19 protein-coding genes are annotated in these 19,673 nt (G+C 70.3%); 5 read left to right on the top strand and 14 right to left on the bottom strand.

Features of this window, described 5'->3' with window-relative positions; translation table 11 throughout:
• Window positions 1–73: 73 nt before the first annotated feature.
• The gene (locus HNR40_RS13755) at window positions 74–868 is read left to right on the top strand and encodes a helix-turn-helix transcriptional regulator (RefSeq protein WP_246509103.1); all 795 of its coding nucleotides are present in this window, start codon (window positions 74–76) and stop codon (window positions 866–868) included.
• Between the two features lie 10 nt (window positions 869–878).
• Window positions 879–2,126, top strand: a complete 1,248-nt coding sequence (nuoH, locus tag HNR40_RS13750) for an NADH-quinone oxidoreductase subunit NuoH (protein WP_184961012.1) — start codon at window positions 879–881, stop codon at window positions 2,124–2,126.
• Here the strand turns inward: nuoH and HNR40_RS13745 are convergent.
• The 12 genes from HNR40_RS13745 to HNR40_RS13690 form a co-directional block, all read right to left on the bottom strand.
• Window positions 2,102–2,692: a 4'-phosphopantetheinyl transferase family protein gene (locus HNR40_RS13745; protein ID WP_184961010.1), complete on the bottom strand. Its 591-nt coding sequence runs from the start codon at window positions 2,690–2,692 to the stop codon at window positions 2,102–2,104. The genes nuoH and HNR40_RS13745 overlap by 25 nt on opposite strands.
• Window positions 2,693–2,709: 17 nt before the next feature.
• Window positions 2,710–3,369 carry a hypothetical protein gene (locus HNR40_RS13740; RefSeq protein WP_184961008.1) on the bottom strand — a complete coding sequence of 220 codons (660 nt, stop codon included), beginning with the start codon at window positions 3,367–3,369 and terminating at the stop codon, window positions 2,710–2,712.
• Window positions 3,366–4,709, bottom strand: coding sequence for an MlaD family protein (locus tag HNR40_RS13735; protein ID WP_184961006.1), 1,344 nt, complete (start codon window positions 4,707–4,709; stop codon window positions 3,366–3,368). Before HNR40_RS13735 ends, HNR40_RS13740 begins: the two co-directional genes overlap by 4 nt.
• Entirely contained in the window at window positions 4,706–5,740 is a 1,035-nt protein-coding gene (locus tag HNR40_RS13730) for an MCE family protein (protein WP_246509033.1), read from the bottom strand. The genes HNR40_RS13735 and HNR40_RS13730 overlap by 4 nt, the downstream gene beginning before the upstream one ends.
• Window positions 5,737–6,765: an MCE family protein gene (locus HNR40_RS13725; RefSeq protein ID WP_184961004.1), complete on the bottom strand. Its 1,029-nt coding sequence runs from the start codon at window positions 6,763–6,765 to the stop codon at window positions 5,737–5,739. Before HNR40_RS13725 ends, HNR40_RS13730 begins: the two co-directional genes overlap by 4 nt.
• Window positions 6,762–7,787, bottom strand: coding sequence for an MlaD family protein (locus HNR40_RS13720; RefSeq protein ID WP_184961002.1), 1,026 nt, complete (start codon window positions 7,785–7,787; stop codon window positions 6,762–6,764). The genes HNR40_RS13725 and HNR40_RS13720 overlap by 4 nt, the downstream gene beginning before the upstream one ends.
• A complete protein-coding gene (locus tag HNR40_RS13715) occupies window positions 7,787–8,857 on the bottom strand; it encodes an MCE family protein (RefSeq protein WP_184961001.1) in 1,071 nt (356 codons plus the stop codon). Before HNR40_RS13715 ends, HNR40_RS13720 begins: the two co-directional genes overlap by 1 nt.
• A 1-nt stretch (window position 8,858) precedes the next feature.
• Window positions 8,859–9,878, bottom strand: coding sequence for an MCE family protein (locus tag HNR40_RS13710; RefSeq protein WP_184960999.1), 1,020 nt, complete (start codon window positions 9,876–9,878; stop codon window positions 8,859–8,861).
• A gap of 5 nt (window positions 9,879–9,883) precedes the next feature.
• Window positions 9,884–10,738: an ABC transporter permease gene (locus tag HNR40_RS13705; protein WP_184960997.1), complete on the bottom strand. Its 855-nt coding sequence runs from the start codon at window positions 10,736–10,738 to the stop codon at window positions 9,884–9,886.
• Window positions 10,738–11,523, bottom strand: coding sequence for an MlaE family ABC transporter permease (locus HNR40_RS13700; RefSeq protein ID WP_184960995.1), 786 nt, complete (start codon window positions 11,521–11,523; stop codon window positions 10,738–10,740). The genes HNR40_RS13705 and HNR40_RS13700 overlap by 1 nt, the downstream gene beginning before the upstream one ends.
• A 184-nt stretch (window positions 11,524–11,707) precedes the next feature.
• On the bottom strand, window positions 11,708–12,868 hold the full coding sequence (locus tag HNR40_RS13695) for an MFS transporter (RefSeq protein ID WP_184960993.1): 1,161 nt from the start codon (window positions 12,866–12,868) through the stop codon (window positions 11,708–11,710).
• Between the two features lie 116 nt (window positions 12,869–12,984).
• Window positions 12,985–13,908, bottom strand: coding sequence for a cation diffusion facilitator family transporter (locus HNR40_RS13690; RefSeq protein WP_184960991.1), 924 nt, complete (start codon window positions 13,906–13,908; stop codon window positions 12,985–12,987).
• A gap of 197 nt (window positions 13,909–14,105) precedes the next feature.
• Here HNR40_RS13690 and HNR40_RS13685 point away from each other — a divergent pair, with 197 nt between their 5' ends.
• From HNR40_RS13685 to HNR40_RS13675, 3 genes are read left to right on the top strand one after another with little or no spacing between them, the layout of a single operon-like run.
• Complete coding sequence (locus tag HNR40_RS13685; RefSeq protein WP_184960989.1) at window positions 14,106–14,564, top strand: MarR family winged helix-turn-helix transcriptional regulator; 459 nt, start codon at window positions 14,106–14,108, stop codon at window positions 14,562–14,564.
• Window positions 14,565–14,623: 59 nt separating this feature from the next.
• A complete protein-coding gene (locus HNR40_RS13680; protein ID WP_184960987.1) occupies window positions 14,624–15,268 on the top strand; it encodes an LppX_LprAFG lipoprotein in 645 nt (214 codons plus the stop codon).
• Complete coding sequence (locus HNR40_RS13675) at window positions 15,265–16,794, top strand: MFS transporter (RefSeq protein WP_184960985.1); 1,530 nt, start codon at window positions 15,265–15,267, stop codon at window positions 16,792–16,794. Before HNR40_RS13680 ends, HNR40_RS13675 begins: the two co-directional genes overlap by 4 nt.
• Here the strand turns inward: HNR40_RS13675 and aspS are convergent.
• Together aspS and der are read right to left on the bottom strand one after the other, a co-directional pair.
• Window positions 16,745–17,980: an aspartate--tRNA(Asn) ligase gene (gene aspS / locus HNR40_RS13670; RefSeq protein ID WP_184960983.1), complete on the bottom strand. Its 1,236-nt coding sequence runs from the start codon at window positions 17,978–17,980 to the stop codon at window positions 16,745–16,747. The genes HNR40_RS13675 and aspS overlap by 50 nt on opposite strands.
• 262 nt (window positions 17,981–18,242) lie before the next feature.
• The gene (gene der, locus HNR40_RS13665) at window positions 18,243–19,652 is read right to left on the bottom strand and encodes a ribosome biogenesis GTPase Der (RefSeq protein WP_184960982.1); all 1,410 of its coding nucleotides are present in this window, start codon (window positions 19,650–19,652) and stop codon (window positions 18,243–18,245) included.
• Window positions 19,653–19,673 lie beyond the last annotated feature (21 nt).

The following is a 19,673-nucleotide window of genomic DNA, read 5'->3' as shown; positions in this document are numbered from 1 at the left end:
CGACCATGCGGTTCGCCTCGGGAGGCGGCCCGATGTCAGGGGGCCGGTGGGGTTAGGGCAGGCTGGGCGGGTGATGGCGATTCATTCGCTGCCCACGCGGCCGCGGGCGGAGCCGTACCGGATGACCGCCCGGCTGTCGCCGCCGTGGCTGCGTCCGTACGTGCTGGGGTGGGCCGGGTTCCGCACCGGCGAGGCCGACCTGCCCAGCCGGATGCTGCCGCTCAACGCGGCCACGCTGATCGTCGACTTCACCGGCATGGGCTCGATCGTCACCGGCCCGCGCGCCGCCGTGACGGTGTCGGCCCGGTCGCCGTGGCGGCACGGGGTGGCGCTCGGGCTCACCCCGGCCGGGATGTCGGCGCTGACGGGCGCGCCGCTGCGCGAGGTGACCGGGACGACCGTGCGGCTGGAGGATCTGCTGGGCGCGCGGGCCGAGGAGCTGACCGGCCGGTTGGCCTCGGCTGCGGGCTGGGCGGAGCGCTTCGGCCTGCTGGAGGAGCGGCTGACGGCGTGGCTGCGTCCCGGCGCGGGCCGCGACGAGCTGGTCATGCGCGCCTGGTCGCGGCTGCAGGATCCGGCCGGGCCGGCCACGATCGCGGCGCTCGCCGGTGAGCTGGGCGTCAGCCGTCGTTATGTCGAGCTCGGGTTCCGCCGGGTGGTGGGGTTGTCGCCCAAGACGGTGGCCAGGATCGCCCGGTTCCAGCGGACCGTGGACGCGTGGAGACAGCCGGCGGCCCGGCTGGACGCCGCCATCGCCTGCGGTTACGCCGACCAGTCCCACCTCACCCGGGAGGTCCGGGCGATGACGGAGATGACGCCGAGACAGCTGTTCGCATTCGTTCAATACACCGATCGGCTCGCCGAATAGCGTGACGTTCATGGCCGATCCCACCCTCGCCGACTTCGGCCAGGACCCGTTGTGGATCATCATCGTCAAGGCGGTGATGCTCTTTCTCTTCCTGGCGCTCGGGGTCGTCTTCGGGGTCTGGTTCGAGCGCAAGCTGATCGCGCGCATGCAGCACCGTCGCGGGCCCAACCGGGCCGGCCGGTACGGCATCCTGCAGTCGGTCGCCGACGCGATCAAGATGGGCCTGAAGGAGGACCTCTTCCCGCGCGCGGTGGACCGGGTGCTGTACCTGCTGGCGCCGGTCATCATGGTGGTGCCGGCGTTCCTGGCCTTCTCGATCGTGCCGTTCGGGCCGGTGGTGGACCTGTTCGGGGTGCGGACGCCGTTGCAGCTGGTGGACCTTCCGGTGGCGGTGCTGTTCATGCTGGCCATGGGCGCGGTGTCGGTGTACGGGATGGTGCTGGCCGGGTGGTCGTCGCGCTCGCCGTACGCGCTGCTGGGCGGGTTGCGGAGCGCGGCGCAGGTGGTCTCCTACGAGATCGCGATGGGCCTTTCCTTCGTCGGCGTGTTCCTGTTCGCCGGGACGCTGTCCACGTCGGAGATCGTCGGGGCGCAGGCGCAGACCTGGTTCGCGGTGCTGCTGCTGCCGTCGTTCCTGGTCTACGTGGTCTGCATGTTCGGCGAGGCCGCGCGCATCCCGTTCGACCTGCCCGAGGGCGAGGGCGAGCTGGTCGGCGGCTTCCAGACCGAGTACTCGTCGTCGCTGAAGTTCGCCCTGATCATGATGGGCGAGTACCTGCACACGTTCACCGCCTCCGGCATCGCCGTCACGTTGTTCCTGGGCGGGTGGCGGGCGCCGTTCGGCCTGCCGGACGAGGGCTGGTGGGGGCCGCTCTGGTTCTTCGTCAAGTTCGTGCTGGTCTTCTGCTTCGTCGTGTGGGTACGCGCCTCGTTGCCGCGCGTCCGCTACGACCAGTTGATGGCGCTGGGCTGGAAGGTGCTGATCCCGGTCAGCCTGGCCTGGATCATGGTCGTGGCGGCGGTGCGCAACCTGGTGGTGAACGGCGGCGAGCCGCTGGGTATCGGCCTCGGCGTGGCCGTCGTGGCCGGCGCGCTGGCGGTCTGGCTACGGTTCGACACCGTGCGGCAGCGGCGCGAGGAGGCCGGGAGGGCCAGGGTCGCCGCGGAGTTCGAGGAGCTGGAGCGCGAGCCGGCCGCCGGCGGCTTCCCGGTGCCGCCGCTCGACCTCCCGCACTACGACGACGGCTCCAGGCCCTGACCGCCGACGCGCTCGGCCTTGACGTCGGTGACCGCCACCACCACGACGTCCGGCGGCTCCTGCCATTCGAGCACGTGGTGGGCATCCCACACGATCGGCGTGCGGACCGTGTCCAGGGACAGTTCGCCGCGTTTGATGAGCGCCTCCTTGCGCGCCCACAGCCGGATCAGCTCGGTGTTGTCGGTGACGCTCGTGGGCGCGGCTATCTGGGCGGCCAGGGCGGTGTCGAAAGCGCCCGGAGGGACCCGTTCGGCGTCGATGCCCACCTTGCCCGGTCCCGCCGCCGCCGCGACGTAGCCGCGCGTGTGGCTCAGGCTGACGCCGAGGTCGGGGAACTCCTTCAGGTACGGCCGGCCGTGCCCCTCCCCATGGATCTCGCAGTATTGCAACAGGGTGAGCGTGGCCGGGTCGGCGTCCAGGCAGGCGGCGGCGCTGAGCCGTACCAGAAGGTGGGCGGCGACGAACGCGCGGCGGTCGGCCTCGTGCACGAAGCGGGCCGCACGCGCGCGCTCGACGTCGGTGAGCCAGGCGGCGGGGGCGCGCACCTGCTCGGATCGCGCGCCCATGACGACGGCCGTGGCGGCTACTTCTTCTTGGTCGGGGTGGGACTCGGGTCGGCCAGGGGCGTGCCGTCCTTGTTGTACTGGTTCTCCTGGGCCGCGCCGAGCACCGTGACCTCGCGAACCTTCCATGACCCCTTCTCCCGCACCAGAGCGATCTTCAGGTGCGAGTCCTTGACGCTTCTGATCGCCTTGGCCGTCGTCACCTGTTGGTCCACCACCACAATGGCATGGGCTGAGGACTGGTCGACGTCGGCGAGGTAGACGTCGCGGACGGTGGCGACGGAGACGGCCTGCAGCTTGACGATGACCTGTTCCATCACGCCGCCGAAGGCGTCGTCGTAGGTGTTGAGGAAGTCGCCGGTGGCCATGGCCATGAGCTTGGTCCTGGTGGCCTGCAGGCTCTGGTAGTCATAGCTGAGCAGCGACTGGCCGAAGGTGTGCGCGGCCTGGGAGACCTCCAGGCGCAGCGCCCGGTCGGCCTCCAGCGCGGCGCGGGCGTCCTGGGCGCGGCCCGCGGACATCCACTGGAGCACCGCCGTCGCGGCGAGGGCGGCGACGAGCATGGCGGCCACGGCGCCCATGATCTTCATGCGGAACCCGGAGTCGACCTTCGCCTGAGCCTCGGTCTCAACCTCTACTTCAGACTCAGCCTTCGCGGGGGTTTCCTGGTCGGTGGTCATGAAAGCTCCGTTTCGCGCCGGCGGGCGGCACGGCCCACCGCGATCCAGCCCACGATGCCACCACCCGCGACGACGGCGAGGAAAATCGCGACAATCAGGGGTGTGTGGTCGAGTGGGGTGTCGGCCGAGGCCGTCCTGGCGGGGACGTCCTTCTTCTGAGTCTCTGTCGCTTCCTTCGGGGGCTCCGTCCTCTTCTCTGAGGTCACGTTCTTCTCGGAGGTCACGGGCCGGGCCGCACGTTCCTTCTCCTCTTCCTCGCGGGGGCCCTCTTCGGCGGCCTCAAGAGCGGCGGGCGGCCGCTTCGGGCAGGCGCGCAGGCCCGGGATGGCCGGCGGCCCCAGCGGCTCGGCGTACTCCTCGGCCACCTTCGGCCCGCCCGGCACGCTGAAGACGAACATGTTGCGCCCGTAGACGGTGCCGTCGCGGCGGTCGCTGATGTCGTCGGCCAGGCTCAGCGCGGTCGGCATGGTGCTCAGCAGGTGGTGGATGTTCCGCTCGGAAGCCGAGGAGAAGATCGGCTTGTGCGGCGCCCCGGCCGCCGACAGCAGGCAGGAGAAGCCCGGCCTGGCCCGCTGGAGCAGCCCGTCGATCTGCGCGAACACCCCCGGCCCCTGGTCCAGGAACGCGTTGAGGTCCTGCCGGGACTCCACCAGCGAGGAGGTCACCAGCTCGGTGTTCTCGATCCCGGAGGCCAGCTCGTTCCGCTTCCCGGCCAGCGTGTGGGTCAGCTCGGTGAGCTGCACCGACAGCTCGTCGAGCACGGCGGAGTTGTCGGCCAGCGTGTCGGTCAGGCCGTGGGCGTCGTCGATGATGCTCCTGATCGCGGGCGAGCGCCCCTCCAGGGCCACGGCCAGCTCGTGCGTGATCGTCTTGGCGTCCTTGGGCGGGACCGCGTTGAGCAGCTTGCCCACGCCCTCGAACAACTTCTTGTAGTCCAGCGGCACCGACGTGCTGCGCAGCGGGATCGTGTCGCCGGGCGCGAGGTTCTGGCCGGTCATCGTCTTGGGCGGGGACAGCTCCACGTACGGCTCGCCGATCGCCGACTTGCGCCGCACCTCGGCCGTCAGCGCCTTGGGCAGCCGGACCTCCCGCTCGATGTCGAGGCCCACGACGATCTTGCCGGGCGCCAGCCGTACGTCGCCGATCCGCCCGACCCGCACGCCCAGGTAGGCGACGTCGAAGCCGCGGATCAGACCGGGTGACGACTCGAACTCGGCCGAGACCCGGTACGGCTGCTCGATCGCGTCCAGCTTGATGATCGTGGTGAACGCCCAGATCGTCATCACGATGCCCAGCAGCGCGAAGAAGCCCAGGTTGAGGTAGATGCGCAGGTTCTTCATCGCGGCGGCTCCCACAGCAGCTGGAAGTCCTTGAGCTGGTTGGGCAGCGCCGGCGGCTCCACCTTGATGTCGTTGGGGATGACGCCCCTGCTGTCGTTGACCAGCAGGCCCTTCAGCCAGACGTAGATGAGCACCTGGCCGTTGACGGTGATCGGCGGCGTGTCGATGAAGTACTGGATCCTGGCCATGAGGCGCTTGAGGTCCTCCTTGCCGCGCACCATCGCGTCGGTGACGCCGTCCAGCTCGCGCATGATCGTGCGCAGGCGGGCCGCGTGGCGCGGGTAGACGGTGCCGTTGGCCTCCTTCGCCAGGCCGGTCAGTGCGACGATGGCCTTCTTCACGTGCTTGCGCCCGTGCGCGATCCTGGCGGTCGCGGCGGCCAGCGTGCCGGGCAGCTTGTCCAGTTCCTTCTCGCCCTTGGCCAGGTCGTCGCCGAGCCGCGCCAGGTAGTCCACGGTGGCCGCCAGTTCGGTGCGGGCGGCGGCGTAGCTGTCGGTGACCTCGGCGGTCTGCCTGATGAGCTTGTTGACGTCGCCGCCCTTGCCGGCGAAGGCGGTCGAGGCGGCGTCCAGGATGCCGTTGACGTCCTGCGCGCCGATGGCCTCGATGAGCGGGCCGGCCTTCTCGGTGACCTGCTCGATGTCGGGCTCCACCGAGGTGTCGGTGATCGTCGCGCCCGCGGGCAGGTACGGGCCGGTCGACAGGTCCTTGCCCGGCGGCGGGGTGAGCTGGACGTAGTTCTCGCCCAGCACCGAGGTCTTGGCCACCGTCGCGGTGGTGCCCCGCGGGACCCGGTGCGCGCCGTCGATCTCCATGGTGACCCTGGCCTGGTAGCCCTGCAGCCGGATCTCGGTGACCGAGCCCACCTTGACGTCGGAGACCTGCACGCTGTGGCCGGTGACCAGGCTCTGCACGTCGTCGAAGGTCGCGTGGATCGTCAGATCGCCGCTCGTCCCGCCGAGCGCCTGGAGCGAGCACGAGGTGGTGATCGCCAGGGCGAGCAGGCCGGTCAGGGCGCGCGCTCTCATCATCCGCCCTTCTTCTTCTGGAACGGGCAGTTGCTGAGCCGGCCGGGCAGGCACGGCACCTTGCCCAGGTTCAGCGCGTCGAACAACGGCTGCAGCCACGCCCTGGTCATCGCGTTGAGCACGACGCGGATCTTCAGCAGGTGGTTCTTCCTGTCCCACGCCTCGACCAGCACGTCGGCGAAGTCCGCCGCGCCCTTGATGCCCGCGGCCAGCGACTCGCTGTTGGCCCGCACGGTCAGCACCAGCTCGGCCAGCGTCCCCGCGGCTCTGGGCAGGCGCTCGGAATACTCTTCGATGAGCACGTCGCCGCGCCGGACGAAGTCCGCCATGCCCGAGATGAAGCCGCGCAGCCTGCGCCGCTCCTCGGCCAGGATCGCGCTCGCCTCGGAGAAGGCGTCGATGGCCCTGGTCACCTGGCCCTGGCGGTCGTTGAGGCTGGTGGCCAGCCGGTTCAGGCCCTTGGCCAGGTCGATGAGCTGCTGATCCTGCTTGGCGAGCGTGCCGGTCAGCTCGGCGGTGTCGGAGAGCGCGTTGTTGATCGTCTTGCCGCGCCCGCGCACACCGTCGGCCAGGTTGCCCGCGACGTCGCCGAGCTTCTCGTCGTCCAGGGCGTCGGTCAGCTTCGTGAAGGCGTCCAGCGCGTCGTCGATCTCCACCGGCAGGTCCGTACGCCCCAGCGGGATCACCGTCCCCGGCCCGGCCCGCCGCTCCCCCGGCTTCCACGGCGGATACAGCACCACGTTGCGCTCGCCGAGCGTGTTCTGCGGCGCGACCACCGCCTTCACCTGCTCCGGCAGCGGCACCTCCGCGTCCACCGACATCGTCACCCGGACCTTGTCGCCCTCGATCGCGATCCGCTCCACGTACCCGGCGTCCAGGCCCATCACCTTCACGCGCGCCTGCTCGTACAGCGAGGGCGCGCTCGAGAAGATCGCGGTGATCGTGTACGGCGCCGCCCCGCCCATCAGCCCGCACCCGCCGGAGGAGACCAGCAGGAGCGTCGCCACGAGCAGCTTCAGCACTCTCATCGGTCGTTCTTCCTGTCCTTGGCGATGGCGCCCAGCACCTCCGGGTTGATCGGGCCGAGCCCGGTGGCGATCGCCTCGATCCAGGGCCCCTGGCCGCCCATGGTCGCCAGGCCGGAGAACGTCGGGCCGATCCAGGCCACGAGCTTGTTGAACTCCTGGTTGCTGGCGTTGAGCCGGGTGGTGATCGCGCCGTTGTCGTCGAGGACCTGGACCAGCGACTTCTCGTGCTCGTTGATCAGCTTGGTGGTGCTCTGGACCAGGTCGCTGCCGTCGCCCAGCAGCGTGCGCAGCTCGTTCCTGCGGCCGCGCAGCTCGTTCAGCATGATCTCGATGGCGTCGATCAGGCGGGCGAGCTGCTTGTCCTTCTTCTCCAGCAGGTCCATGATCCGGGTGCCGTTGTCGAGGAGCTTCTGCAGCTCGGGCTCGCTCTCGCTGATGGTGTCCGACAGGTCGCCGATGTTCTTCAGCAGGCGGGTGATGCGGCCGCGCTTGCTGGTGTCGATCTTGCCGAGCTCGGTGAGCAGGTCGTCCACGGCGTCGGTGTCCAGGGCCTTGACCAGGCGGGTGGCGTCCTTGATGGCGTCGTTGATCAGCGTGGGGGTGCCGGTGCGCTCCACCGGGATGCGGCGCTGCGCCTCCGGGAGCTGGTCCATGAAGGGGGCGGCGACCGGGCCGGTGAGCCTGAGGTAGCGGCCGCCCAGAAGGTTGGACAGGGCGACGTCGGCCCGGGTGATGCGACCGAGCCGTACGTCGGAGTCGACCCGCCAGGTGACCACGACGTGGCCCCGCGCGTAGTCGGCGCGGACCTCCGTCACCTCGCCGACGCGCACGCCCGCCACCCGCACGTCCTGCCCGCCGCGTAAGCCGCCGGAGTCGGTGAACGTCCCCGACATCGTGTAGCCGCCCTCCAGCAGGCCCAGGCTGCCCACCAGGAACGTGGCGACCAGCAGCGAGCCGAGCACGGCCATCGACACGAGGCCGACGACGATCTTGTTGCGGTCGCGGAAGGACTTCAGGGCCATCAGTCACCCACCATGAGCTTCCGCAGGTCGCTGGTGCTGGCGATCTTCTTGCTGCCGCGCAGCGGGGGCGGCGTGGTCATCGGGTACGGGCACGGCGACGGGCCCAGGGCCACGCACGGGACGGCGGAGATGAAGTAGTGGCCGCGGTTGACGCTGGAGTAGGCGCGCTCGAACGGCGGGCGGAAGGTGTTGACCGTCTTCTCGATGGTGCCCACGTTGCGCCGGATGCCGCCGGTCAGCCGCGACAGGTTGTCGACCAGCGCGCCGAGTTCGTCGGCGTTCTTGCCGAGCACCTCGTTGGAGGTGTGCAGGGTCGCGCTCAGCTCCACGATCGAGTCGTCGATGAGCTTCCTGTTGCTGGCGAACGCCTCCGACAGCACCACCAGGTTGTCGACCAGCTGGGAGATCTGCTCGTCGCGCCTGGCGACCACGCCGCTGACGGTCGCGTAGTCCTTCAGCAGGCCGCGGATCGTCTCCTTGCGCTCGGTGAGCGTGCCGGTGATGGCGTTGACGTTGTCGAGCAGCCTCGGGATGTTTTTGTCGTTGCCCTTGAGCGCCTTGGCGGCGGCAGTGAGCAGCTGGTTGATCTGCTCGGGGTCCAGGCTCCTGGTCAGCGGGCCGAGGTCGCTGACCAGCTCGCCGATGTCCACGACCGAGGCGGTGCGGGCGATGCGCGCGCCCGGCGGCAGGCGGTCCTTGGCGGTGCCGGGCAGCAGGTAGACCACGCGCTGGCCCACGGCGTTGCGCCAGCGGATCGCCGCCTCGGTGTCGGAGGGCACGGTGATGCCCTCCTGCACCTCCATGGTGATCTCGGCTCTGCCGTTCACCACCTTGATGGTGTCGACCTGACCGACCGGCGCGCCCGCGATCTTGACCAGGTCGCCCTCCACCAGGCCGGAGACGTCGTCGAAGGTCGCGACGAGGCTGTAGCCGGCGCCGGTGCCGATCCGGGCGATCTGGACGGTGATCAGCCCGATCAGGCCCGCCGCGACGCCGAAGAACAGCGCGAACTTCGCCAGGGTCCAGCGGCGCCGCACGATCTGCGGCGAGGTCCTGGCGGGGGCCGCCACCTCAGCGCCTCCCGTCCGTCGGGCCGCAGGCGCCGACGATCAGCTCGCAGATGTCGGTCGAGACGAACGCCTCCACCTGGATCTGCCGGGCGCCGCCCGGTCCCGGCGCCTCGATCAGCTCGTTGAGCAGGTCCACGAGCGTGCGCAGCCCGCGTACGCCGTCTCCGGCCAGGCCGAGCTGGGCGTAGATGAGCGCGGCCACCCGCTCGCCGGAGTGCACGCCGGCGCGCAGGTTCTGCCGGTGTTTGCGCAGGCCGTGCGCGGTCAGGTCGGAGATGTCGGTCATCTCCTTGAGCAGGGCGCGTACCTTGTCGGCCCGTTTGAGCAGGTCGGGGGTGATGGTGTTGACGTCCTCGCTGATGGCCACGAGCTCGTCGCCCTTGTCGGCCAGCGCGCCCGACAGGGCGGCCGTGTCGCGCAGGAACCGCTGGGCCAGCCCTCGGTGCTTGTGCGCGACGCCGACGACCGTGCCCGCGTCGTCGATCAGCTCGCGCAGGTCCTCGCCCTGTCCCTCCAGGCCCTTGGCGAGCGTGTGCACGATGACCGTGACCTCGCGCGGGTCGACCGCGTCCAGGCCGCGGTAGGCGTCGCCGAGCGTGTCGGACAGGTCCAGCGGGTCCTCGGTCTTCGTGATGATCGCCCCGCTGCCGAGGTACGGCCCCGCCCCCTCCCCCGAGCCGAGCTTCAGGTTGACGTACTTGGGCCCGAACACCGACGTCGGCTCGATCGAGGCGACCGCCGACTGCGGCACCCGCACGCCCGGCTGCAGGTGCATGGTCACCACCGCCTGCCCCTTGGCGTTGAGCGAGACGCCGGTCACGTCGCCCACGGTGATGCCGCGGATCTTGACCGGCGAGTTCGAGTCCATGCCCTGCCCGGCGCGGCCGAAGACCGCGTCGATCCGGGTCCCGCTCACCTGGGAGGCGTTGCGCACGATGAAGACCGTCGCCGCCACCAGCGCCACGACCACGAGGGCGGCGATCGCCATCCGGGTGGGCAGGGTGAGCTCCTTGCGTCCCATGCCCCTCACCCCGTCAGCTTCACGCTGCCGCCGCCACCCCAGAACAGGTACGACAACAGCAGGTTGAGCAGGACGATCGTGACGATCGACTGGCGGATCGCGCGCCCGGCCGCGACCCCCACGCCGACCGGGCCGCCGGTGGCGTAGAAGCCGTGGTAGCAGTGGATGACGATGACCGTGAACGCGAACACCCCGACCTTGGCGACGCTGAACACGATGTCGCTGACCGGGAGATACAGGTAGAAGTAGTAGTCGTAGACGCCGGGCGCCAGGCCGAACAGCACCGTGCTCATCAGCCGGGTGGCGAAGAAGCTGGCGAACAACGCGATCAGGTAGATCGGCATCAGCGCCAGCAGCGCCGCCACCACCCGGGTGCAGATCAGGTAGGTGAAGGCGTTGATGCCCATCACCTCCAGCGCGTCGATCTCCTCCGAGATCCGCATCGCGCCCAGCTCCGCCGTGAACGCCGAGCCGACCTGGGCGGCCAGCGCCGTGGCCGCGATGATCGGCGTGATCTCGCGGACGTTGGCGAAGCTGCCCACCAGGCCCATGAACGACTCGGCGCCGATCGCCTGGAGCCCCTGGTAGCCCTGGAGCCCGACGGTGGCGCCGACGACGAAGGCCATCGTGAACACCACGAAGATCATGCCGCCGCCGATGACCGTGGCGCCCACGCCGATCACGACATCGCTGACCTGCCGCATGACGACCTTGAAGTAGCGCAGGCGCAGGACGATGTCGCGTACGGAGTAGAACACCACCCGCCAGACGAACAACGGCCAGTCGGCGAGCGTGGCGAACTTCTCGCCGATCTCCCGGCCCTGCCGGGCGAACCTGAGGCCCGCCGTACGGGTGGCCATCACAGCGCCTTGGGCGGGTAGGCGAGGAAGTAGACGGCGGAGATCACGTAGTTGAACGCGAAGACCAGCATGAACGTGACCACGGTGGACTGGTTGACCGCCCGACCGACGCCGACCGGGCTGGTCGCGCAGGTCATGCCCTTGTAGCAGGCGACGGCGGCGGCGATGAAGCCGAACACCCACGCCTTGAAGAGGGTGACGTAGAGGTCGGAGCCGACGACGAGCGAGAGCGCGCCGTCGAAGTACGCGCCGGGGGTGACGCCCTGGACGACGACGTTGAAGAAGTAGCCGCCCGAGGCTCCGGCCAGGATGACCAGTGGGCACAGGCACACGGCGACGGTGCTGGCCGCCCACATGCGCGGCGTGACCAGCCGGTGGATGGGGTTGACCGACATGACCTCCATCGCGCTCAGCTCGTCGCGGATGTGGCGGGCGCCGATGTCGGAGGTCATGGCGCTGCCCCCGGCGCCGGCGATGAGCAGGGCGCTGGCCAGCGGGGCGACCTCGCGGATCAGGCCGACGAAGACGGCGCTGCCGGTGGCCGAGGCGGCGCCGAGCTGCCAGGCCAGCTCGCCCACCTGGAGGGCGACGGTGGCGCCGAGCGGCAGCGAGACCAGGAGCACCGGCACACTCGTCACCCGGGCCAGGAACCAGCACTGATCGACGAACTCCCACCACCAGCTCTTGACGTCCCAGGTACGCCGCAGGCCCTCCAGGACGATGACGAAAAGCTCACCCACCTGTCCCAGGGCCGAACCGGCCTTCCGGCCGACGTAACCGGCCATCAGCGCTCCGCCTTGGTTACCGTCATGACCACCTCGTGAACCGGGGCGACTCCGGAGCAGTCACCTTACTGACGAGTTGTCCAGTAGGTCGATGCTTTCTACTGAATTTGCGCAAAAGCTATGAGACCCGGCTCACCTGTTGTCAGCCCACCACGAAATGTGACAACCCCGTTACCACTGTGGATCAGGACATCGATGGGGTCGGACGGCGGGGCCGTACCGACGCGAAGGCCAGGACGACGAGGCCCGCGGCCGTCACGGCGGCGCCGACCCACAACGGCGCGACGAAGCCCAGCCCGCCGGCCAGCGCGAGGCCGCTCAGCCAGGCGCCGAGGGCGTTGCCGACGTTGAAGGCGGCGATGTTGGCGCCGGAGGCCAGCGTGGGCGCGTCCTGGGCGTGGCTCATGATGCGCACCTGCAGGCCGGGCGCGGTGGCGAGGCCGACGGCGCCCATCAGCAGCAGCGACAGGACGGTCATGGGCTTGCTGCCCGCGGTCAGCGCGAAGACGGCCAGGACCACGGTGAGAGCGGCCAGGATGGCGGCCAGCGACGGGGTCAGGGCGCGGTCGGCCAGTTTGCCGCCGGCGTAGTTGCCGGCGAACGTGCCCGCGCCGAACAGGACCAGGAGCCAGGGGACCGTGGCGGCGGCGAAGCCGGTGACCTCGGTGAGGGTGAAGGCGATGTAGGTGAACGCGCCGAACATGCCGCCGAACGCCAGCACCGTGACCGCAGCCGACAGCCAGACCTGGGGGCGGCGGAACGCGGCCAGCTCGCCGCGCAGGCCGGTCCTGGCTGGCGGCGGGGCAGAGGGGACGAGCAGGTGGATTCCGGCCAGGGCGACGACGCCGATCACGGTGATGGCCCAGAACGTGGCGCGCCAGCCGAGCTGCTGGCCGAGCAGGGTGCCGAGGGGAACGCCGAGCACGTTGGCCGCGGTGAGCCCGCCGAACATCAGCGCGATGGCGCCGGCCCGGCGGCCCTCGGGAACCATGTCGGCGGCCACCACGGACCCGACGCCGAAGAAGGCGCCGTGGCACAGGGCCGCGACGACACGGCCGATCATCATGGTGCCGTAGGCGGTCGCCAGGGCCGAGGTCAGGTTGCCCACGATGAACAGCACCATCAACGCCAGCAGGACCTTCTTGCGGTCGAAGCGAGCCGTCGCCGCGGTGAGCGCGAGGGCACCGGCGGCGACGCTCAGCGCGTAGCCGGAGACCAGGTAGCCGGCCGCCTGCTCGCTCACGCCGAAGTCGGCGGCCACCTCGGGCAGCAGTCCGATGATGCCGAACTCGGTGAGTCCGATGCCGAAGCCCCCGAGGGCGAGGGCGAGAAGCCCGATGGGCATGTCTCCGTACCTCCGTTGTATTGCGAACGCCTTTATGAGGCGCTTGCAATCATTTCGGGGTCACCACGACGCCACGAGTGGCCGGAAGGCCAATATCCGAAAAGTTCCGGCCAGCCCTAGCGACGGGTCGGCGTCGGATCGAGGAAGACCTGGGAGATCGTGGGCACGTGCGCGCGCAGCCGCCGGTCCACCTGGTCACACGCGATCTCCACCCCGGCCGCGCTCGCCGAGTCGTCGAAGTCGATCTTGGCGGCGACCAGCAGCCGCCCGGGCCCCAGATACATGGTCAGCAGCTCGACCACGTCGGCCACCTCCGGCTGGGCCAGCAGCAGGGCCCGGATCTCCGTCTCCACCACCCTCGGCGCCGCCTGCCCGATCAGCAGCGAGACGTTGGCCGCGATCAACGCCACCGCCACGACCAGCAGCAGCACCCCGATCGCGACCGACGCCGCCCCGTCCCACAGCGCCGACCCGCTGAGCTGCGAACCCAGCAGCCCGCCCGCCGCGATGAGCAGCCCGGCCAGCGCGGCGGCGTCCTCCAGCATGACCGCCTTGAGCGCGGTGTCGGAGGTGCGGGCGACCAGCCGCACCGGCCCGATCCCCCACCGCCGCGCCTCCCGGCGCGCCTGGGAGAACCCCTTCAGGAACGAGACACTTTCTATGACGAACGACACCGCCAGCACCACGTAGGAGAGGGTGAAGTCGCCCAGCGACTCGCCGTGGACGATCGTGTGCACCCCATGCGTGATGGAGAACCCCGCCCCGCCCACCAGCGTGGCCACCGCCGCCATCATCGCCCAGAAGAAGCCGGCCTTGCCGTACCCGAAAGGATGGCGGCGATCGGCCGGTTTGCCCGTCTGCCGGACCGCGACCAGGAGCAGGACCTCCGTCACCGTGTCGGCGGCCGAGTGGGCCGCCTCCGACAGCATCGCGGCGGATCCGCTGATCAGGCCCGCGACCAGCTTGGCCACGGCGATGGCCAGATTGGCCAGGCCCGCGACCAGCACCGTCCAGAAGCTCTCCCCCGCACCCTCCGCCATGAGCCTCACTCTACGTGAGCGATCTTGAAACGCTACGTGAGCAGCTTCGAAATCAGGTGACTCCACAACGAAGCGCCCACGAAAGCGCGCACCAAAGCGCGAAGCGGCTCCGGGAACACATGGGTATGCGGGTTTCGACACAGGTCCGGGAGGGTTTGAGGAGGGGAGCAGGCGCTCGCGAGAGGTAGATTGAGATCATGAACGCCCCTCGTTGGCTGACCGACACCGAGCAGCGCGCATGGCGTGCTCATCTCGCTCTGCACAAGCTGCTGATGCACCGCCTCGATCGGGAGTTGCAGGAGTTCGAGTTGTCGCTCAACGACTACGAGATCCTGGTCAACCTCTCCGAGAGCCCGGAGCGCAGGATGCGGATGAGCGACCTGGCCGACGCCACGATCCAGTCACGCAGCCGCCTGTCGCACCAGATCTCCCGCATGGAGGCCAAGGGCCTGGTGGTCAGGGAGGACTGCCGCGACGACCGTCGTGGAACGTTCGCAGTGCTCACCGAGCAGGGCTGGGAGACGATCCAGCGGGTGGCGCCCCACCACGTGGCCAGCGTCCGCGAGCACTTCGTGGACCGGCTCACCGACGACCAGCTCGACGAGCTCGACGCCGCGTACACGCCGATCGTGGAGCACCTCAAGAAGTTGCGCTGACACCCAACCGATATCGGCGACCGGCCCGGCGGCTCCCGCACGCTCGCTACGATCCGGACATGCTGAGAAAGCTGCTGATCGTCCTTGCTCTAGCGCTGGCCGCGGCCTGCTCGTCCGGCGGCGGAGCGGCGCTGCCCAGCGGTCCCGACCTGATGAAGAAGTCCGCCGAGGCGATGAAGGTGGTCAAGTCCGCCTCGTTCGCGATCGCCACCGAGGGCAAGCCCAAGGTGCAGATACGCAAGGCCGACGGCCGGCTGACCTCCGCCGGCGACGCCGACGGCACGCTCACCATCGAGGTGCTCGGCAGCCTGCAGGAGATCAGCTTCTTCGTGGTCGGCGACACCGTCCACTTCAAGGGCCCCACCGGCGGCTTCCAGAAGATGTCGAAGAAGGACCTGGCCCAGATCTACGACCCGTCGCTGATCCTGTCGCCCGGCGAGGGCATCGCCAAGCTCCTGTCGACGGCCACCGACCCCCGGGTCGAGGGTGAGGAGGGCACGGCGTACAAGGTCGCGGCCACCTTCTCGCCCGAGGTCCTGGGCAAGCTGATCCCCGGCGTCGCCCAGGGCGTCAACGGCCAGCTCCTGGTCGACAAGGCCTCCTCCCGCCTGACCAAGGCCACCCTGCCGCTGCAGGACGGCTCGGTGATCGTCTCGTTCAGCGACTACGACGCCCCGGTCACGATCACCCCGCCCGCGGGATGAAGACGGCGCGCCGGGTCGCCCTCGGCGTGGGCGGGACGGTGGTGCTGCTGGCCGCCCTCGACGCCTACGTCGTGGTGACCGTCCTGATCGACATCGCCACCGAGGTCGGCGTGCCGCTGAACCACCTGGAGCGGGCCACGCCGGTGGTGACCGGCTTCCTGCTCGGCTACATCGCCGCGATGCCGCTGCTCGGGCAACTGTCCGACCGCTACGGCCAGCGTCCCCTGATCCACGCCTGCCTGGCGGTGTTCGCGCTGGGCTCCCTGCTGACCGCGCTGGCCGGATCGCTGCCCATGGTCGTGGGCGGGCGCGCCCTGCAGGGCATCGCGGGCGGCGCGCTGCTGCCGATCACGATGGCGCTCATCGGCGACCTGTGGGACGAGCGCGAGCGCCCCGTCGCCCTGGGCGCGGTCGGCGCCGCCCAGGAGCTCGGCAGCGCCCTGGGCCCGCTCTACGGCGGCGTGCTGGCCCTGGTCCCGGCCTTCCAGCTGTTCGGGGTGGAGCTGGGCGGCTGGCACGCCATCTTCTGGATCAACCTCCCGCTGGCCGCACTGGCCGCGATCGCCGTGCAGCGCACCGTTCCCGGCCGCCCGGCGGTCCCGGTCGCCCCGGCGGCAGCCAAGATCGACACCGTGGGCGGCGCCCTGCTCGCGCTCGCGCTGGCCCTGCTCGTCGTCGGCTTCTACAACAACGACCCGGCCAAGGCGATCCTGCCGCCCTGGGGCCTGCCGGCGATCGCCGCCGGCCTCGCCGTCGGCGCGGTGTTCGTCTGGTGGGAGATCCGCTCCCCGGTACGCCTGCTCGACCTGGCCGGCACCCGCAAGGGCCCGCTGCTGGCCACGCTCGGCGTCAGCTTCCTCGCCGGTGCCGCGCTGCTGGTCACCATGGTGTTCGTGCAGTTCACCGCGCAGACGCTGCTGGGCCTGGACGCGCTGGAAGGCTCGCTGGTGCTGGGCCGCTTCCTCATCGCGCTGCCGGTCGGCGCGGTGCTCGGCGGCGTGCTGGCCCGCAGGCTCGGCGACCGCCCGGTCACCGTCGCCGGCCTGCTCATCGCCGCCGTGGGCTACGTGCTGATGAACCGCTGGCCGCTCGACCTGACCGGGCACCCGATCGACCTCGCGCTCATCGTCGCCGGCCTCGGCCTGGGCCTGGTCATCGCGCCCATCTCGGCCGCCGTGCTGCGTGTGACCCCGGCCGTCCAGCACGGCGTCGCCTCCGCCGCCGTCGTCGTGGCCAGGATGATGGGCATGCTCATCGGCATCGCGGGCGTGTCCGCCTGGGGCTTCTACCGCTTCCAGTCGCTGACCGCCGACCTCGACACCCCGCTGCCCGTCGGCGTCGACGCGGCCACCTACGCCCAGCAGCTGGCCGTCTACACCGCGAAGGTGAAGGCGGCCCTGCACGTGGAATACACCGAGATGTTCCTGGTGACCGCCGTGCTCTGCCTGCTGGGCGCCGTGGTGGCCCTCTGGATGCCTAAGGCGAGAGGCGATGCAGGTCGCGCGGGAACAGAGTCGCCTGCCTGATGTTCGCCGCGCCGGTCAGCCGGGCCGTCCAGCGCTCAAGGCCGATCGCGAAGCCGCCGTGCGGCGGCATGCCGTACCGGAAAGCCTGCAGATATCCCCGGTACGGCTCCGCCGCCTCCCCCCGCTCGGCCAGCGCGGCGAGGTAGTCGGCGTGCCGGTGCAGCCGCTGCCCGCCCGTGACCAGCTCCAGCCCGCGAAACAACAGGTCGAAGCCGTTGGAGTAGCCGGGCCGCGCCGGGTCGGGATGGGTGTAGAAGGGGCGCTTGGTCATCGGGTAGCCGGTGACGAACAGGAAGTCCGAGCCGTGCTCGCGCAGCGCCCACTCCGACAGCTCGCGCTCGCGCGCCGGTGACAGGTCGGGCTCGTCGCTGACGTCGGAGAAGTGCACCGCCGGGATCTCGGCCGGCACCTCGGGCAGCAGGTCGCGGGCCCGCGAGACGCGGCGCCGTACCGACTCGACCATCCCCGCGACGGCCTCGCGCAGGACCGCCATGACGTCGCGGTGGTCGGCGACGAAGCCGAGCTCGGCGTCGAGGCTGGTGTATTGCGCCAGGTGGCGGGCGGTGTCGTGCGGCTCGGCGCGGAAGACGGGCCCGACCTCGTAGACCCGCTCGAAGACGCCGACCATCATCTGCTTGTAGAACTGCGGCGACTGGGCCAGGTAGGCGCGGCGGCCGAAGTAGTCGACGGAGAAGACGTTCGCGCCGGACTCGGTGGCCGACTCGACCAGCTTGGGCGTGTGGATCTCGGTGAACGCCAGCCGGTCCAGCGTCTCGCGGAACCCCGCCACGCTCGCCGCGGAGATCTCCAGCGGCAGGCGGAGCGCCGGATGGCGCAGGGCCAGCGGCGCGTGGTCGAGCACGGTCGGCAGCGCCGCGCTCACCTCGGGCCGGAACAGCTCGAACGGCGGGTGGGCCGCCTCGCCCAGCACGGTGATCTCGGGTTCGGTGATCTCCACGCCGCCGGGCGCCTGCGCGCTGGGCGTGGCGATCCCGGTGATCTCGACGACGCTCTCCTCGCCCGGCAGGTCCGGACTGGTCGTGACCGCCTGGGCCAGGCCCGCACGGTCGCGTACGACGAGGAACGACACGGATTTCAGCTGCCGGCGGCGATGAACCCATCCGGCGATCTTGACTCGTTGCCCGGCGTGCTCGGCGAGCTCCACCGACAGGACACGAGAGATCATCACAACTCCTCAGGGAAGATGCATGACCCCTTGGGAGTGCGGGGGAGAAGGGAGCTCCCGGTGCCACCGCACTTTCGCCGCCCCACGAGGAGGCGGCCTCCACGACCCGATGACGGGGGTCAGGCCGGCGGGGCATTTCCTCCCCGCACTCGGGAGTGTCTTCGCCCGGGGCGCGGGGCCGCCTTCTCAGCTGCCGGCGGCTCTCTGGACCCGCGTGGTCCCCGGACTACTCATCTCCGTCTACGCGTTGCCGGTCAACTTATCATTTCTTGGCCGGCGAGCCGCCGCCCTTGCGCTTCTCGCGGATCTTCATCGTCACCTCAAGGGGCGAGCCGGCGAAGCCGAACTCCTCGCGCAAGCGGCGTTCGATGAAGCGCCGGTAGGTGTCCTCCAGCCAGCCCGAGGTGAACAGCACGAACTTCGGCGGCTCGGTGGACGCCTGCGTGGCGAACAGGATCTTGGGCTGCTTGCCGCCGCGCACCGGCGGGGGCGTCGCCTGGACCAGTTCGGTGAGGAAGGCGTTGAGCCGCGACGTCGGCACCCGGGTGGTCCAGGAGTCGAGCGCCTTCTCCAGCGCCGGGACGAGCCGGTCGACGTGCCGGCCGGTCTTGGCGGAGATGTTGACGCGCAGCGCCCACGGGGTCCGCACGAGCTGCCGGTCGATCTCCTTCTCCAGGTAGTAGCGCCGGTCCTCGTCGACCAGGTCCCACTTGTTGAAGGCCACGACCATGGCACGGCCGGACTCGATGACCAGCCCGATGATGCGCAGGTCCTGCTCGGTGAGCGGCTCGGAGGCGTCGATGAGCACGACCGCCACCTCGGCCTTGTCGAGCGCGGCGCGGGTGCGCATGGCGGCGTAGAAGTCGGCGCCCTGCAGCTCGCGGTCGCGGCGGCGGATGCCGGCGGTGTCGACGAAGCGCCACGGCTTGCCGCCGAGCTCGATCAGCTCGTCGACCGGGTCGCGAGTGGTGCCCGCCATCGGGTCGACCAGCACCCGATCCTCGCCCGCGAGCTTGTTGAGCAGGGAGGACTTGCCGACGTTGGGCTTGCCGAGCAGCGCCACCCGGTGCGGGCCGCCCTGCTCGCCGAACTTCAGCTCGGGCGTCTCCGGCAGCGCGTCCAGCACGATGTCCAGAAGGTCGCCGCTGGAGCGCCCGTGCAGGGCCGAGACCGGGTACGGCTCGCCGAGCCCCAGCGCCCACAGCCCGGAGGCCTCCAGCTCCAGCTGCTGGTTGTCGACCTTGTTGGCGGCCAGGATGACCGGCTTGCCGGACTGGCGCAGCACGCTGCCGACGATCTCGTCGGCGTCGGTGGCGCCCACGGTCGCGTCGACCACGAACAGGATCACGTCGGCGAGCTGGACGGCCACCTGGGCCTGCTCGGCGATGCGCAGGTTCATGCCGGTGGCGTCGGGGTCCCAGCCTCCGGTGTCGACCACGGTGAAGCGGCGCCCGCGCCAGTTGGCGTCATAGGCGACGCGGTCGCGGGTGACGCCCGGCACGTCTTCCACGACCGCCTCGCGGCGGCCGATGATGCGGTTGACCAGCGTGGACTTGCCGACGTTCGGCCGTCCGACGATGGCCACGACGGGCAGCGGTCCGCTGTCGTCGTCGTCATGCTCGCTGATCTGCAGGTCGTCGAACTCAGCCTCGACCCAGTCCCCCGTGTTCACGATGTTCTCGTCCTTCGTGTG

Source organism: Nonomuraea endophytica, from assembly GCF_014203235.1.
In the GTDB taxonomy this organism is placed as follows: Bacteria; Actinomycetota; Actinomycetes; order Streptosporangiales; family Streptosporangiaceae; genus Nonomuraea; species Nonomuraea endophytica.
Note: the sequence above shows the minus strand (reverse complement) of the source record. Positions and strands in the feature narration are given on the sequence as shown.